This window comes from Exiguobacterium sp. s63, assembly GCF_018617335.1.
In the GTDB taxonomy this organism is placed as follows: Bacteria; Bacillota; Bacilli; order Exiguobacteriales; family Exiguobacteriaceae; genus Exiguobacterium.
In genome coordinates this window covers 101,463-118,059 of sequence record NZ_JACSKB010000004.1, presented here as the reverse complement: position 1 = coordinate 118,059, position 16,597 = coordinate 101,463, and the positions used below count along the sequence as shown (strand labels likewise).

14 protein-coding genes and 1 other annotated feature are annotated in these 16,597 nt (G+C 46.7%); of the genes, 3 read left to right on the top strand and 11 right to left on the bottom strand.

Going from position 1 to position 16,597, the window contains the following annotated elements:
• Window positions 1-21: 21 nt before the first annotated feature.
• The 9 genes from KNO90_RS12700 to KNO90_RS12660 form a co-directional block, all read right to left on the bottom strand.
• On the bottom strand, window positions 22-1,482 hold the full coding sequence (locus tag KNO90_RS12700) for an MDR family MFS transporter (RefSeq protein WP_215113745.1): 1,461 nt from the start codon (window positions 1,480-1,482) through the stop codon (window positions 22-24).
• 63 nt (window positions 1,483-1,545) lie between these two features.
• Window positions 1,546-2,265 (bottom strand): ABC transporter ATP-binding protein, encoded by a 720-nt coding sequence (locus KNO90_RS12695; protein WP_215113744.1) that lies wholly within the window; start codon window positions 2,263-2,265, stop codon window positions 1,546-1,548.
• Window positions 2,258-3,055, bottom strand: coding sequence for an ABC transporter permease subunit (locus KNO90_RS12690; RefSeq protein WP_215113743.1), 798 nt, complete (start codon window positions 3,053-3,055; stop codon window positions 2,258-2,260). Before KNO90_RS12690 ends, KNO90_RS12695 begins: the two co-directional genes overlap by 8 nt.
• 3 nt (window positions 3,056-3,058) lie before the next feature.
• Window positions 3,059-3,619, bottom strand: coding sequence for a nitrous oxide reductase accessory protein NosL (locus KNO90_RS12685; RefSeq protein WP_215113742.1), 561 nt, complete (start codon window positions 3,617-3,619; stop codon window positions 3,059-3,061).
• Window positions 3,606-4,790 (bottom strand): right-handed parallel beta-helix repeat-containing protein, encoded by a 1,185-nt coding sequence (locus tag KNO90_RS12680; protein WP_215113741.1) that lies wholly within the window; start codon window positions 4,788-4,790, stop codon window positions 3,606-3,608. Before KNO90_RS12680 ends, KNO90_RS12685 begins: the two co-directional genes overlap by 14 nt.
• Window positions 4,791-4,936: 146 nt before the next feature.
• Entirely contained in the window at window positions 4,937-6,229 is a 1,293-nt protein-coding gene (locus KNO90_RS12675) for an ABC transporter substrate-binding protein (protein ID WP_215113740.1), read from the bottom strand.
• Between the two features lie 161 nt (window positions 6,230-6,390).
• A complete protein-coding gene (gene asnA / locus KNO90_RS12670; protein WP_215113739.1) occupies window positions 6,391-7,371 on the bottom strand; it encodes an aspartate--ammonia ligase in 981 nt (326 codons plus the stop codon).
• A 69-nt stretch (window positions 7,372-7,440) separates the two neighbouring features.
• Window positions 7,441-7,681 (bottom strand) — a binding site (T-box leader).
• A 104-nt stretch (window positions 7,682-7,785) separates the two neighbouring features.
• Entirely contained in the window at window positions 7,786-8,688 is a 903-nt protein-coding gene (locus KNO90_RS12665) for a carbohydrate ABC transporter permease (protein ID WP_215113738.1), read from the bottom strand.
• Window positions 8,685-9,590 (bottom strand): carbohydrate ABC transporter permease, encoded by a 906-nt coding sequence (locus tag KNO90_RS12660; RefSeq protein ID WP_215113737.1) that lies wholly within the window; start codon window positions 9,588-9,590, stop codon window positions 8,685-8,687. Before KNO90_RS12660 ends, KNO90_RS12665 begins: the two co-directional genes overlap by 4 nt.
• 243 nt (window positions 9,591-9,833) lie before the next feature.
• On the opposite strand from KNO90_RS12660, the gene KNO90_RS12655 reads away from it, so the two are divergent.
• The 3 genes from KNO90_RS12655 (at window position 9,834) to KNO90_RS12645 (ending at window position 15,591) form a co-directional block, all read left to right on the top strand.
• The gene (locus tag KNO90_RS12655; protein ID WP_215113736.1) at window positions 9,834-11,519 is read left to right on the top strand and encodes a formate--tetrahydrofolate ligase; all 1,686 of its coding nucleotides are present in this window, start codon (window positions 9,834-9,836) and stop codon (window positions 11,517-11,519) included.
• Between the two features lie 15 nt (window positions 11,520-11,534).
• Window positions 11,535-12,443, top strand: a complete 909-nt coding sequence (locus KNO90_RS12650; protein WP_215113735.1) for an alpha/beta fold hydrolase — start codon at window positions 11,535-11,537, stop codon at window positions 12,441-12,443.
• A gap of 169 nt (window positions 12,444-12,612) precedes the next feature.
• Window positions 12,613-15,591 carry an SH3 domain-containing protein gene (locus KNO90_RS12645; RefSeq protein WP_215113734.1) on the top strand — a complete coding sequence of 993 codons (2,979 nt, stop codon included), beginning with the start codon at window positions 12,613-12,615 and terminating at the stop codon, window positions 15,589-15,591.
• Window positions 15,592-15,630: 39 nt separating this feature from the next.
• Here the strand turns inward: KNO90_RS12645 and KNO90_RS12640 are convergent, their stop codons facing one another.
• The gene (locus tag KNO90_RS12640; protein WP_214742802.1) at window positions 15,631-16,044 is read right to left on the bottom strand and encodes a hypothetical protein; all 414 of its coding nucleotides are present in this window, start codon (window positions 16,042-16,044) and stop codon (window positions 15,631-15,633) included.
• Window positions 16,041-16,595, bottom strand: a complete 555-nt coding sequence (locus KNO90_RS12635; RefSeq protein ID WP_353048496.1) for a hypothetical protein — start codon at window positions 16,593-16,595, stop codon at window positions 16,041-16,043. Before KNO90_RS12635 ends, KNO90_RS12640 begins: the two co-directional genes overlap by 4 nt.
• Between the last annotated feature and the right edge of the window lie 2 nt (window positions 16,596-16,597).

Below are 16,597 nucleotides of genomic sequence, written 5' to 3'. Positions count from 1 at the left end.
TTTCCTCATCATACCCTTGTTTTACGGGCGCTGTGAAGGTTCCGGTGGGCGGGCTGGCAAACGGGTTGCGATGATGAAGGCAATCACGGCTGCAATCATCGCCCCGATGAAGATACTGTTTAGTCCGGTCGCAATAATCTGTTCACCTTGCAGACGGACAGAAGCATCCAGCGTTTTCGTGATACTTTGATTGAAGAAGTCTTCTAAAGATACTTGGGATAACGCAATGCTTTTTTTAAAGTCGTTGAGCACGACAAAGTTAAAGACAGCTCCAAACACGGCGACACCGAGTGTTTGACCGACCGTACTTAAGAAGGAATTGGTCGCGGTTGCCGTTCCCCGCTGATGATAGGAAACGACGGTTTGCAACACGACGATGAACATCGGTTGCGACAATCCGAATCCTACCCCAATCAGTGCCACCGCACCATATACCCACAAATCTGAGCTTGATTGAGATAAGAGTGTCAACGTGAACGTTCCGATGACGAGTAGCCCCATCCCAACTAACGCGCGGCGTCTTGGAGAGGCCACACCGAGTGTCCGTCCCCCGATAATCGAAGTGAATGTCCATGCAACAGACAACGGCATCAACATGAATCCAGCCTCGGTCGCTGTCTTTCCTAATACGGCTTGCGCCCAAATCGGGATGTAGGCAGACATGGAAACGAGCACCCAGGCCGCGAAAAAGACAGAACCGTTAATGGCCGCAATCGTCGGTTGCTTGAGCAAATCAAACGGCAATAACGGTGATTTTGCTCTTCGTTCTGACAAGAAAAATCCACCTAACAATGCGAGACTTAGTACACCGCTCCCGACGATGGTCGTCGTCCATTCATTCGTTTCACTGAACGTGATCAGAGCGTATAAAAACGCGGTCGTTCCTCCAGCGAACAAGAGAGCACCTTTCAAATCAATCCGCTCGCTCGTTTCAGCGACAGTTTCTTTATAAAAAAGAATAATCATGATGAACGAGAGTAACGCAAATGGCACGTTTAATAAGAATACGTAACGCCACGATAGCGTTTCGACTAAAAATCCACCGATGACAGGACCGAGCACACCTGATACACCCCACACGGCACTTAAAATCCCTTGAATTTTTCCACGCTCTTCATATTTATACAAATCTCCAATAATCGTCATCGAAATCGGGAGAACGGCACCAGCCCCGAGACCTTGCAACGCCCGAAAGACGATGAGTTGTTCCATGGATGTCGCTAACCCACATAACAAGGACGACACCGTGAACAATCCGATTCCAAACAACAAGACGCGCTTACGCCCGAACAAGTCTGCCACTTTCCCGTAAATCGGTGTTGAGACAGCCGTAAAAAGTAAGAAGGCGGCAAACACCCAGCTGACAAGTGTTGCCCCGTTCAACTCACTGGCGATGACAGGCGTCGCAACTGACACGACCGTCCCTTCAATCGCCGCTAAAAAAGTTGCCAGTAAGAGGGCAACGGTTACGTTTTTTCTCATTCATTCCATCTCCCCAAAAAAATAGTGGCGTCGGAAGGTTCCGAACACCACTTCAACTGTTTATTATTTTGTGCGAGCCGCGTCGATTTGACAAGTGTCATCTCTCGATTCAAAAAAGAATTCTTTTAGGCGTTCGTATGCGGCTCGTTCATCGTGGACATATACCTTCCCACAAATAGCACCAGCCTTCATCATCCAGACTTCATCTGACAACATTGCCGCGACATCTAGTTGATGTGTTGAAAATACGATGACTGCTCCTCGCTCCGCCTCTTCGCGTAGTAAGTTTTGAAGCATCTGCATCCACAGCGGATCGAGTCCGTTCGTCGGCTCATCCAACAACAAGATGTCGGGTTTGCTCACCAGAGCCTGAGATAACAAGAGGCGTTGTCGCATCCCTTTTGAAAGTTCGGCAACGCGCTTCCGTTTATGTTCATACAAACCGACTCGTCTTAGTACTTCAGAATTCGGACGTGCTCCTTGTAAAAGAGCATAGTAGGCATAGGTCTCTTCGACGGTCCATGCTTCATCAAATGAGAAGTCATCTGGCATATAACCAAAACTATCATTGTATTTCATCCGCTGTTTCATCGTGTAACCATTCAATTGTATGGTTCCGGTACTCAGTTTGATCGTACCGTTCATTAGATTCAAAAGTGTCGACTTCCCCGCACCGTTGCTTCCGCAAAGTGCAACGATTTTACCTGGGGCGATTTCTTCACGAACGGGATGGAGTGACCATGAATCGCCATATTTTTTCCCAACGTCCATACAGTTAATCATGTTTCTTCCCTCCGTACATGACTGTCGAGGCAAGCCATAGCATGAAACCACTCGTCATGAGCAAGCTAGACCAGACTACGACATGCCCGATTGGCTGATTCATCCAATGCAACAAATTGAGATAGACATCCCCGAACACATCGGTTGATGACACGCTCGTACTTGCCCACACTCGCATCAAGTCAAATCCGTTTAGAAATAGTGCTACTGTCATCCCGTTCACTTGCATCCCATAAGGAAGTCCAGAAATGATGGTCACAAGAATCGTCGGCCAAAGTAAAATGAAGACAACCCATATGAGAAAGGCCAGTAGTATTGCTCGAATCCGTTTGCGCGCGAGTAGTCCGAGCAAGGTCCCAAGCGCTGTCGCATACATCATCAATCCAATCGCATAAAACAACAGAATCATCCATGTTGCGAACGACTGTGCGACCACGAGTGAGGCAATGAAGAAAGCTAATAACAAAATCAGGACTTGTGTAACGAAAAACGAGCTGAATCGGATGAAGATCAATTTCCACTTCGGATAAGTAAATGTTGAAAGTAGGGTCAGTCTTTTCGACTCCCCTTCCTGCCCCCAATGAAGTGCTGTCGTCAGCAAAATCAATAAAGGAAGCAGTAGACCAAGCACCGTGATGAGCGTTGCACTGACATTCGTATACTCTGCGGCAACAGGTAATGCTTGGCCAAGTCCACCGAGAAGGACGAGCGTGAGGACCCAAGTCAGGAGAAAAGCATAATTCTCTCGTTGACGTAGACTACGTGCCCACTCCATCTTCCATAGAGACATGATTTACTGTCCTTCTTCTTCTGAGTCCATCTCCATGTCCATCTCACCATCTTGATCCATTCCGTCCATTGAACCCTCGTCGTCCATCTTCATATTCATCTCGCCACGTTCCCATGTATGATCTTTTAATTGATCAAAGTCTATCATCTCGCCGCCATTTTCATCGACATATGCTTCAGCATCTGCCTCTTTCGCAAACGAGAGTATGTTATAAGCCATTGGTGTTTTCGACTCTTTGTCGTAAACAAACATCGCTTCGTCTAATTCGACCCAATCTTTTGTATTGAAGTCTTTTACGTACATCGCAGCAATATCTTCTTCTTTTTGTTCAGGATACCAATCACGCATGAGGCATCCGATATCATCGAACGCATATCCCTTTTCATTTTCCATGATGGCTTCCGCTGCGAACTGCTGATCCATAATTTTCATCTTACATACTTCGCACTCGGTTTCACCCCATTTGATGTCAAACGGTTCTGCCGATGCACTTGAACATGCTCCGAGTGCCAAAGATAGTCCTGCAACAGATAAAAGTCCCGCTACTTGTTTATACGATTTCATGTCGTTTCCTCCCAAATATCCAAATCATGATAATCAATCCAATACTGCTCAAGCTCCAAATCGAGCCATTCCACTTCCATGTCGCCGAATAGGTTTTCGGCGATAGATCGGTTAAAGATTCTTCTTCTGGACTTCTTAATATGTTTTCTAGCATAAGAAGACCTGGCGACCCATACAACAGTTCGAACGCTTCATAGGATTCCGTCAATAGAAACAAATACGGATCGGTCCGATATGGAATCTCGCTATACCCGTCACGAGTCAGGTCTAGTGTCGCACCACCCCAGACATTTCCTTGTACGACGTTGTCATGTGAGTCTAACGTCGTCACCGGTTCACGATTCCCCAACAGATTGTTCTGAAGAACCATCATCCCTGTTGCTTGTTTCAATTGGAACCCAATATCGTTCCCATTGATTGTATTCCGCTCGAGTGTCGTTCCTGCCGACTGCTCTGCGAATAAGCCAATATGATTCCCAAAAATATTCGTCATCTCAATCGTTGTGTCAACGGCCTCATATAACATCAGTCCCGTTGCCGTTCCTCCGAATTGGTCATGCACGTTCCCGTTTTTTAAAACGACTCGATTCGTTCCCATAATCATCGCACCGGTCAAATTATGATGAAGTTCGGGTACCGAAATCACAACATCTGTCGGAAACATCAAATGAATGCCGTAGCGCGAATGCGAGACTGTGGGTCGGACAATCGTGTGATTGGACCCGTTCTCTATGTATATCCCATCTCGTACCGTCTTCACGACAACTCCATTTAATTCAGCCGCTTCACTATTCATAAGAACGACCCCATCTGACTTTCCATTCCCAACCACAACGGTTCGACTGACACGGACTCCGTAACTATCCTCAATCCATAGTCCAGTTCCAGAAGATTCAATGGAGACATCGAGAAGTTGATGTCCAAGACCAGATACTTGGATGGCCGGCACCCCATCTTCCTCACACTGATGGATTGTTACACGTTCGAGCACCGCTCCCGTTCCACGAATGATAAACGCAGGTTGCCCACAACTCGTATAGACTTTCCCATTTCCATCAAAATGTTCATTCGATTCGATGATGATGGGTTCAGTCAACGAAATTGAATGTTCTTTCGCGTCAACATGTGGTGCCCAACACAAAAACAGGATACAAATCAGTAATCGTTTCATGTCCCCTCCTTCTAAAAAGCGCTTACAACAATCATTCTACTGAAACCCCCACAGGTATGTGTGTGGTTTGTATGGGATTACTGTGACAATTTCTTCATAAAAAAAACACAGACGGTGAAGGGGTCATTTCACCGTCTGCGCCATACTTATTTCACTTTGTCTTGCCATACTTTCGTGAAGTCCTGAAGCATTTCTTCACCTGTTTTTTGTCCACCGACATATGCCTGCATGAGGGCACCATATTCGTTTACAGCTCCATCCGGATACTTGAACCAGTTCCAAGAGATGGTCTTCCCTTCATTCGAATACGCCAAAATGTCATCAGCGAGTGGTCCAAGATCATTGGCTTCAATCGATTTGAAGGCCGGGATGAACTTGAATTTATTGACCATGTAGTCTTTTCCAGTATCCGACGTCGCCATCCACTCTAAGAAGTCTTTCGCTTCTTCTTTATACTTCGAGTTTTTGTTGACAACCCAGTTGTTCGGGACACCGACCGGAAGTCGATCCATCTTCTCCGCATCGTCATTGATCGGAATCGGAACGAAGCCCATTTCCATGTCTGGATTCACATCAAGGATCATCTGTTGCGCCCAGTTCCCTTGTTGGAGCATCGCTGTCTCTCCTTGGGCGAACTGTGTGACTTGTGTATTATAGTCCGTCGTCAACGGGTTTTTGTTTCCGTATTTAATCGTCAAATCAAACAGTTTTAAAAACTCTTGGAACTGTTCATTGTCTTCAAACTTCGCTTTATTCTCGTTCAATGCTTGAATGAACGCATCCGGGTCATCCTGTTGCGCCATTGGAATGTTTAATAAATGAATGCCTAAAATCCAAAACTCTGCATAACCGACAGAGAATGGTGTGATTCCTGCTTGATCTAACTTTTCAGCGGCAGCAGTCAATTCAGAAAGTGTTTTAGGTAACTCTTTGATTCCCGCTTTTTCAAATAGTTCTTTATTATAAATGAATCCGTATCCTTCTAGGTTCATCGGCATACCGTAGAGTTTACCGTCCATCGTCATCGGTTCTTTGGCGACTTCTGTCAAATCTCCGACCCACTTCTCACTTGATAGGTCCTCCAATTTGTCTTTCCATGTCTGTGCTTCTGTGAATCCACCATTGTTGAAGATATCCGGTTCGTTGCCTGAAGCAAACTGTGATTTGAGGGCTGCCCCATAGTCTGCCCCGCCGCCGACCGTTTGAACCGTGACTTTCACACCTGTTTCTTCTTCGTACTCTTTCGCCATCGCTTCAAGGTCTTTCGCGATCTCCGCTTTGAATTGGAAAACGTTTAACGTGACGTCTTTTTTGTCACCGCTATCGGCATTCCCTTCAGAAGATCCTTCATCCGTGAGCGATCCGCCACCACAAGCCGCGAGTGATAAGACCATCCCTGCCGTCATGACCGCTGTCGACAATTTCCACTTCCGTTTCATCTCATTTCCTCCCTTAATCTCATCCATTCTTTACAAATTCAACTTTAAATGAAAACGCTTCCACTATGTAGGTGTCAAAATTGACGAATAGGGTGGAAAATGTTGCACAGAAAAAACAGGACTCTTTTACCGAGTCCTGTTCCGTGTTTCTTCTTATTATATTACAACAAGCTGATGCCGGCTTCTTTGCACGACTGAATGACTTCTCGCGGCCAGACCGATGTTTGCACTTCGCCGATATGACGAGCGCGTAAGAGATACATCACAATACGCGATTGCCCGATTCCACCTCCGATTGTGAGTGGGAGCGTTCCTTCGAGTACCCCTTGATGGAACGGGTACGCACGTTTCTCTTCCGCATCCGCTTTCTTCAGTTGCGCATCAAGTGCCACTTCGTCGACACGAATACCCATCGACGACAGTTCAAAAGCTGATTCGAGTTCAGGATGCCATACGAGAATGTCTCCGTTGAGTGACCAATCATCATAGTCCGCCGCTCGCCCATCGTGTTTCATGCCTGAAGCGAGAAGATCTCCGATTTGTGAAATGAAGACCGCGCCGTACTCTTTACAGATTGCCGTTTCACGTTCTTTTGGCGTCATCGTCGGATACGCATCCTCCAACTCCTGACTCGTGATGAAATGAATCATCTCCGGAAGAATCGCTTCAATGCCGTACGCTTTCTCTACTTCCGCTTCTGTTTCGCGGAGCGCTGCGTAAATTGACTCAACCGTCGCTTTCAAAAATTCCATCGTCCGTTCTTCTCGAGCAATCACTCGTTCCCAGTCCCATTGATCGACGAACAGAGAATGTGTGGCGTCTAGTTCTTCGTCTCGTCGAATGGCGCGCATCTGAGTATATAACCCTTCACCGACACCGAATCCGTAACGACCGAGCGCTTCGCGTTTCCATTTCGCAAGTGACTGAACGATTTCAAGTTCATGTCCCGGATACATCGTATCAAACTGAATGATACGCTCCACGCCGTTCAAGTGATCGTTTACCCCACTCGCTGATTCGACGAATAACGGAGCCTGTACTTGAATCAATCCGAGTTCACGTGAGACTTTCTCCTCAAAGAGTGCCTTTACTGCTGCGATCGTCTGCTGTCTTTCCTTCATCGTGCTTGTTGCTGTTGTCATTTTCCGTTTCCTCCAATTGTGGAATATTTGAAAATGAAGCCATGAAAAAAAGCCCTCCATTCCCATCGAACATGGGACGGAAGACTTCGGTTCCGCGGTGCCACCCAAATTAGTAGACGAATCTACTCACTTTTTCGAGACAATCATCTCGTAACTCCGATAACGGGGAGCGGTCCGGCTACGTCTACTGGCAAAGCGTTCGGGTAGCGACTCCAGGAAGTTTTTCGACGAAGGGTTAAGACCGGGCTCACACCACCCCCGGATCGCTTGACTCACTACCTTCGTGTACTCGTCCTTTCGACGTCGTTCACAATTGAATTGAGTTCATTATTATAAATATTCTGACTAATGTCAACGGTTTTTTTCAAAAAAAATAATCCTCCGTGTAGCGAACGGAGGATTCCCTTGGGAGGGTTATTTAATCGAACCGCTTGTGATCCCTTTGATGATATGCTTTTGCATGCCGAAGAAAAAGACCAGAAGGGGAACGATTCCTAACACTAAACCAGCTAACGCCAAATCCCATTGTTTCGTGTACTGTCCAAAGAAATAGAATGTCGCGAGCGGGATGGTCCGTAACTCGACATCACGGAGAACAAGTGATGGCAATAAGAAGTCATTCCAAATCCATAGGCTGTTCAAGATGACGATTGTCACCGTGATGGGCTTGAGAAGTGGAAAGACGATGCGCCAGAAGACACCCCACGTCGAACAACCGTCGATGATGGCGGCTTCTTCAATTTCCTCAGGAATCGACTTCATGAATCCGTGATAGAGGAACACCGAGATACCAGACCCAAAACCTAGATACATGACGATCAGTCCCCAATGACTATTCAACAGACCGAGGATACTAGACACCTTCACGAGCGGAATCATGATGGACTGGAACGGAATGACCATCGCAGCCACGAACAAGAAGAAGATCATTGTGGAAATCCAATGTTTCGTCCGAACGAGTTTCCACGCCGCCATCGAGGTGAAGATGACAATGACCGCATTCGCCCCAACCGTGATGAGGAGCGAGTTCAAAAAGACACGTCCATAATTCATCGCTTCCCACGCTTCTGTATAGTTCGACGTCAACCATTCGTTCGGTAAAGCAGACGTGTTCGTAAAGATTTCAGCCATCGATTTGAACGAGTTGGCGACAACATAATAGAACGGTACCAAATAAAGCAATCCGAGTAGAATGGCAACGAGTTCAATGACTCCAAGATTCCAAGAGTAGGCTCCTGGACGAAGCGGTCGCTGCGGAATACGTTGTGATTTCAAAGTCGGTTGATTCTCGACTTGATCTAGTTTTTCCGTCGTCATGCTTCCACCTCCCGTTTTTTCGTCACATACACTTGTGTCACCGTAATCGCAGCCACGACCAAGAAGAAGATGACCGCCTTGGCCGACCCGAGACCATAGTTGTTATTCACAAAAGATTCCGTGTAAATATTTAAGGCTAACATCTCGGTCGATTTAAACGGCCCCCCATTCGTGAGCGACAAGTTCGTATCGAACACTTTGAACGACCAAGAGATGGTCAAGAACAAACAGATGGTGATCGATGGCATGATCATCGGCAACGTGATATGTCGAAGCATCTTGAAACGGTTCGCCCCATCAATTCGTGCCGCCTCCATCAAATCAGTCGGCACGTTTTGTAACGCCGCGATATAGATGACCATGACATATCCACCGCCTTGCCAGATGGCAACAATCACGATGCCCCAAAAGGCTGTTTGCGCATCTCCGAGCCACGGTAATTCGAATAGACTCCACCCCGTCAACGCACCGATCGAGGCAAATCCTTTTACATAAATGAACTGCCAGATGAATCCGAGAATCAATCCACCAATCAAGTTCGGCATGAAGAAAATCGTGCGTAAGAAGTTCCGTGTCTTAATGTTCATCGTCAACAGAAGTGCCAACGAAAAACCAACGATGTTTGTCAATACGACGGATACGATCGTATATTTCGTCGTGATCCAAAAAGATGCCCGAAACTGTTCATCTTCGAAGAACAAACGGTGATAATTATCCAATCCTACAAAATTTAATTCTCCAGTCACACCGTTCCAATCTGTGAAACTGTAGTAAATTCCATTGAAAAACGGGATGAGCACGATGGCGACAAATGCCAGAAAAGCAGGTCCGACAAATGCTAAAAAGCTCGCAGGTTTTTTCCAATTTCGTCTTCGTTTCGTTCGTTTTGCACGCTCAGTCATGTGTATCGCCTCCACTATCACTGTATCGTGCCTACCCTTTTATGAAAACGGATACATTTGACAGAAAGGGTGGAAAATATTGAACGAAATGAATGAATTTGAACCCATCATGAGTTATGATAAAATCAATGATAATACGAACGGGTTGAATTTCTACTGTCTCAATTCACTTTTTAACCCAATAATACCGAATGTTTTTTATATAAAAAGATATATTGTTCGATAAATGGAGGGACTTTTTGAATGACAACGACGAAACCACTATCTGACCTTACGATTGCCCAACAAGCTGAAACCTTGCCGATTAAAGATATCGCAGCAAAACTCGGATTACACGAAGATGATCTAGATCTTTACGGGAAATATAAAGCCAAACTATCTTACGATGTCCTCGAACGTGTAAAAACGCAGGAAGATGGAAAACTCGTTCTCGTCACGGCGATCAATCCGACACCAGCTGGTGAAGGGAAGTCAACGGTGACGGTCGGATTAGGACAAGCATTAAACCAATTAGATAAACAAGCGATTGTTTGTCTCCGTGAACCTTCACTCGGCCCGACGATGGGCTTAAAAGGTGGCGCCGCAGGTGGTGGCTTTAGTCAAGTTCTCCCGATGGAAGACATCAACCTCCATTTCACCGGGGACATGCATGCCATCACATCTGCCCACAATACGATCAGTGCCATGATCGACAATCACCTGCATCAAGGAAACGACCTCGGCATCGATGTCCGACATATCGTCTGGAAGCGCGTCCTCGATTTGAACGACCGCGCCCTTCGTCATGTCACGGTCGGCCTTGGCGGTCCGGCTCATGGAGTTCCTCGTGAGGATGGATTTGATATTACCGTCGCTTCGGAAATCATGGCGATTCTCTGTCTGGCAGACTCCTTGAGCGACCTTGAGGAACGTATTAAACGAATCGTCGTCGCCTATGACCATCAAAAAGAACCCATTACCGCTGAACAAATCGGTGCTGCCGGTGCTGCGACGTTATTGTTGAAGGAAGCCTTTAAACCGAACCTCGTCCAAACGCTCGAACAAACACCTGCACTCGTCCACGGAGGTCCGTTCGCAAATATCGCACATGGATGCAACTCATTGATTGCAACGAAGACTGCATTAAAACTCGGTGAATATGTCGTGACAGAGGCTGGATTCGGGGCCGACCTCGGGGCCGAAAAGTTCTGTCATATCAAATCTCGAGTCGGTGAGTTGAATCCGGATGCGGTCGTCCTCGTCGCAACCGTTCGCGCCTTAAAGATGCACGGCGGCGTTCCGAAAGATCAACTTCACATCGAGAATGTCGGTGCAGTCGGAGAAGGATTGAAATTGCTTGCGAAACACATCGATACGATGAAAAAACTCGGACTGCCGACGGTCGTCGCATTGAATCGTTTCAATTCAGATACGGAAGAGGAACTAGCAACCGTTCTTGACTGGTGTGCGGCGCACGGCATTCGTGCTTCCCTCAGCGAAGTGTGGGCCAACGGCGGGGTTGGTGGTCGACAGTTGGCCGAAGCGGTCATTGAAGCCGTCGAGTCGAACGAAAGTAAACTGACGCCATTGTATGAATTGAACGATTCGATTGAACAAAAGATCAAAACCATTGCCCGAGAAGTATATGGTGCTGCAGACGTCATGTTTACAGCCAAAGCCCAAAAACAAATGAAAGAAGTTCAGGCGAATGGCTGGGCAAATCTTCCGATTTGTATGGCGAAGACACCATTCTCTCTCTCAGACGACCCTTCGAAATTCGGCTATCAACAAGGATTCACAATCACCGTTCGCGAATTGAAACCATCAGTGGGAGCTGGATTCCTAGTCGCCTTGACAGGCAACGTGCTGACGATGCCAGGTTTACCAAAACATCCGGCAGCTCTCAATATGGGAATTGACGAATCTGGAAAAGCGATTGGACTTTTCTAAATAGGAGGAAGGCACATGATGGTATCAGAGTTGACGTATTCTGACGGGTATCAAACGGAAGTGATGCATGTTCGAGCAGAACAAGCATTTGGAAAAATATTCATGTTTCATGGGATGCTCGAACATCACGAAAGATATATTGAGTTTGCACACTTTATGGCAAACAATGGATACGACGTCTATGTATGCGACCTGCGTGGTGCGGGTACGAGCGCTCATGACCAACGAACATATGGTCATCTCGAGCCAGGAACGGGATTTCAACAACTCGTCGATGATGCCCAATACCTCATCAATCAATATGAGGACGAGCGCCCGACATATTTGCTAGGCCATAGTTTTGGGTCCCTTCTCGTCAGACGACTCGGACAAGTCATGGGACACGCCCTCGCCGGTATTGTCGTCGTCGCTCCGCCACCCCATCCCGGAGTTGCAGGGGAACTCGGGCATCGTTTCATCGCCACTGCGATGAAACGGAAAGATGAAACACACCAGTCTAGATTTTTTGAACGACTATTGTTCGGCCGCTACAACTTAAAGTTTTTACCTGCAAGAACAGATAGCGACTGGCTCTCAAGCGTTCCTGACGAAGTCGATTCCTATCTCGCCGATCCGAATTGTGGCGGACTACCTTCTCTCGGATTTTTACACGAAGTGACACGTGCCTCATTAGATGTCACGACGTCTGCACGTATACATGAGCACCCGAAGTCACTACCTGTGCTATTCGTAGCTGGAATGGATGATCCCGTCACGCATGACGGTGAAGGATTAACCGGCATAATTCGAAAGTATCGCGATGCAGATATCGATCTCGCTGTGGCCACGTACGATCACGCCCGTCATGAAATCCTCCGTGAAATCCATCGTGAACAGGTGTGGTCCGATATCCTCACATGGATGAAGCAAAGTAAGACCCATTAATTTACTTAATCCCCTTTATCAGGGGATTTTTTATTTACCTTATTTTAGAAATGAAATTTTAATCATTTACCTTTTTTGTAATTCTGCTTCTTCTTTCCATTTTTTAAGTACGTTATACTTAGACCGCAATCATTTAAATCATGCTCTCTCATTCGAAAGGGGTAACATATTGAAATCGACACTCTCACGATTAGGAGTAGCTACGATTGTCTCAGGAACGATTTTGAGCACTCTCGCACCACTCCAATCATACGCAGCAACATCTGAAGGAACAGTCAACACACCCATCTTAAATGTTCGGTCTGATTCGTCGACGACATCTTCAATCGTCGGCAAGTTAACGGAAGGAACAACGGTAGATGTGTATGCCGTTAACGATGAATGGGCACAAATCAACTTTGAGGGTCAAAAACGATACGTCTCATCTACATATTTGACGATGGGATCATCCCTCGGAAAAACGTCTACCACGTCTGCTACATCCGCTTCATTATATATCGCTGAAATGAACGTTAATCTTCGTTCTTCGATGTCGACGTCTGCTTCCATCGAAACGGTCATCCCAAAAGGATCGCTCGTGACGCATCTCTCGACGCATGGTGCTACAGGATCTTGGTATAAAGTACAATTCGGTACATATACAGGATATGTGGCGGCACGATACTTTAGCGAAACGAGCCCTACATTTTACGCGTCCACGACAGCCGTTCTGTATGATAAGACCGGCACTGGCGCATCAAAAATTGCGACGATTCCAGAAGGCGCAAAAGTCACATACTTGGACTCTTTAGGGGCGACGGGGTCTTGGTACAAAATCGAATATGGTTCACTCGTCGGTTATGCACCGGCACGCAATTTTACAGCAACACCACTCACAGCCGATGCGGTCACGACATATTACGCTGTGAAAAACGTTGCGCTTTACAACGGATCAGGAACAGGCGCATCAAAAATTGCGACCATTCCACTCGGAGCAGAAGTGAAGCGTGTATACGTAAACGGTTTGAGTTCATCTTGGTATAAGGTTCAGTACGGGGACACGGTCGGCTATGCGGCCGCACGTAACTTCTCGACATCAAAACCTGAAGCCGTTGTCAAAACAACCTATTATGCGGTGCGAGACCTCGTATTATACGAATCATCTGCTTCCGGAGCGGCCCGTCTTCGCACGATCCAAGAAGGAACAAAAGTCGTCCAAGTGTCGGACGCCAACTTATCGGACTCTTGGTTCAAAATTGAATATGATGGAGTCACCGGCTTCGCTGCCGCTCGCCATTTTTCAACGAAGGCACCTGAAGAAGTGACAATCACACCATACTTCGCCATTCGAAATGTAGCGATGTATAGCTCGTCTGCAGCCGGTGCGACGAAGATTGCGACGATTCCGTTTGGTGCACAAGTGGAGCAACTCTCGCAAAGCGGCCTCTCTAGCTCTTGGTTCAAGATTCGCTACGACGGAAAAACCGGTTATGCAGGTTCTAGTCACTTCTCATTGAAAAATCCAGAGGTCATTGTGAAAACAGATTATTACACAACGCGTGATGTCGTCTTATATAACCGTTCGGATGCGGAAAAAGTGAAGATTGCAATCATCCCGTTCGGTACGAAAGTTCAACAAGTGTCGGAATCTGGTCTCACGGAACGATTCTTTAAAATCGAATACGGTCCAATCACAGGTTATGCGACGGCGGACTATTTCTCGAAAACACCACCGTCAGACGAACAATACGAAGAAGAACGTCAAGTTCGTATCTATGTAGATGGGAACGAGCCACTCAACGTTCGGTCTACACCTGAAGTAACGTCAGCAAACAAAGTCGGAACGCTAAGTACGGGAACACTCGTCAACATTAAACCGATTGTCGGTTCAGATTGGGCACTCCTTACGAGTGGGACGTATAGCGGCAACTACATTCATACGGATTACGTCGTCCCTGTCACAACGACCCCGCCTGCGACAGGCATCACGAAGAAAGTCTCGTATACGAGTTATCCGATGACAGTTCGACAGATGGCAGACCGTCAAGTAGCTCAATTCGCCCAAACGGATGCACATCGATACGATGAAGCATACTTACCTCGCGCTTGGGTGAGTGTCAACGGTTCGACAGGAAAGATTGTGAAATCTGAGATGACTGTCATTTCAGGCTTAGGTACTGCTTTAAAGATGACGGCTTCTTCAAGCTCGTCCTCACTCATCACTATCCCATATGGTGCGTCCATTCAATATGTTGACCGTTATACTTCCGGTTCAACTGTTTGGTATAAAGTAAAATACGGCACGATGACCGGATATGTAACACCGAGTTCAGTCGTCGGAACCGCCAACATTTTGAGCCGTCCAATTTTAACATCTCATGCGTACGGTCAAATCAATACAGGCGAAACCGTTACGATTACAGGGCAATCTGGCACATACTACATGATTTCATATAAACGACCGGCTGGACACAACATCCGAGTGTTTGATAATACATGGCGTCGCGCATCAGTTGACGATCTTCTCCCATATGTCGACCCTAGTCAGATTGATGCGAACTCTCGATCATTCTATCAATTCTTAGATTTGTCGAAGAGCGCCGGGACAACTGCTACTACACTGAACAAAGTCCTCACATCAAAAGGAACACTCAGCGGACAAGGTCAAGCATTCGTGGATGCGGCTAGTATGTACGGCGTGAACGAAGTATATCTTCTCTCGCATGCCCTTCTTGAAACAGGTCATGGCACTTCCCTTCTCGCAAAAGGAGTTCCTGTCGATAAAGATGGTAATGCATTGATCAACTCGAGTGGTACTCGGATTTATCCAGAACGTCCTGTTGCGGCAACCGTCTATAATATGTACGGTATTCAAGCAACCGATAGCAATCCACTCGGAAACGGTGCTAAATACGCCTTCGAACAAAAATGGTTCTCTCCGGAGGAAGCGATTATCGGTGGGGCTTACTGGATCGGAGCTAGCTATATCAATCATCCGACGTATAAACAAAATACATTGTACAAGATGCGCTTCAATCCTTCTTCACCAGGAACACATCAGTACGCAACCGATATCGGTTGGGCTGCGAAACAAACGACAAGCATCTATAATATCTATCAATCACTTGATGCTTACACACTCAATTTCGATGTACCAAAATATCAGTAACAAAAAGAGACACACGCCTCGTTGGCGTCGTGTCTCCTTTTATGTCCACTCGATTGAATCGATGATGGACTCGATTTCCATTTTTTCATCGGTCACTTGATCGGCTACGTAAGTTAAAAATAAGAGCCGCTTCCCATCGGTCAAGGACCAGACGTCTAAATGCATGCCGTCTTCAATCCCACTCGCGTAGGCCGTCGTCATATTCGACGTCTCACCAGTCACACTCGGTGCGACTTTCACATCAATCGGAAACTCCCCTAAGAACGTATTTAACTCGCTCAAGGCAGATTGCGTTGGCTCTTGCGAATCTTCTGATTCATAGATTGAGATTTGAAGCGTCCCTTGCGCATCCGCCTCTGTCGAATAGAAACTCACGTAATCTTCTTCTTCGCTGTATTCATAATGTTCCGGATATGTCAGGCGGAACCACCCATCGATTTCGTACTCTTTCATGCTGTTTTCTCCTTTACTTGCTTAAATGCCAGCCCAGTGACCATTTTCGTTTGAAGTGCAAACTTCAATCGTTCTGTCACATAAAGACGTTGGCTATTTATGTCTTGGGCAATCATATGTCCAAATAAGTTCATACGGACAGTTTGATTGGATAGGAAATAGAGTCGGTCCGCACTTAGCGGACGATATTCGTTCGAATGTTCCAAGTATTCGATTTCAAAGCGGCGGAGGATGTTGAGCGCGCAGTAACGGTCGGTTTTCCCAGTACTCGTATGAAGCTCGACCCGAACGAGCTGAACGTCATACGGACAGACATTCATAAAGATCGGTCCCACTCGCTCATGAATCAAGAGGATGCCCATATCGGTTTCAATCAAATCAGGCAAGGCTCCTTCGTCTTGCGAGATACTCAACACCACGTACGGTCGGTTTGTCGGCGCGAGTAATTCCCCTTTATAAAATCGAAATCGCTGAATCCCTGTTAAAACTCGGGCACGCCAAGCACTCCCTCGAGCCTCGGCTTCCATCCGATACAACCTCTCTCCCTTCACAC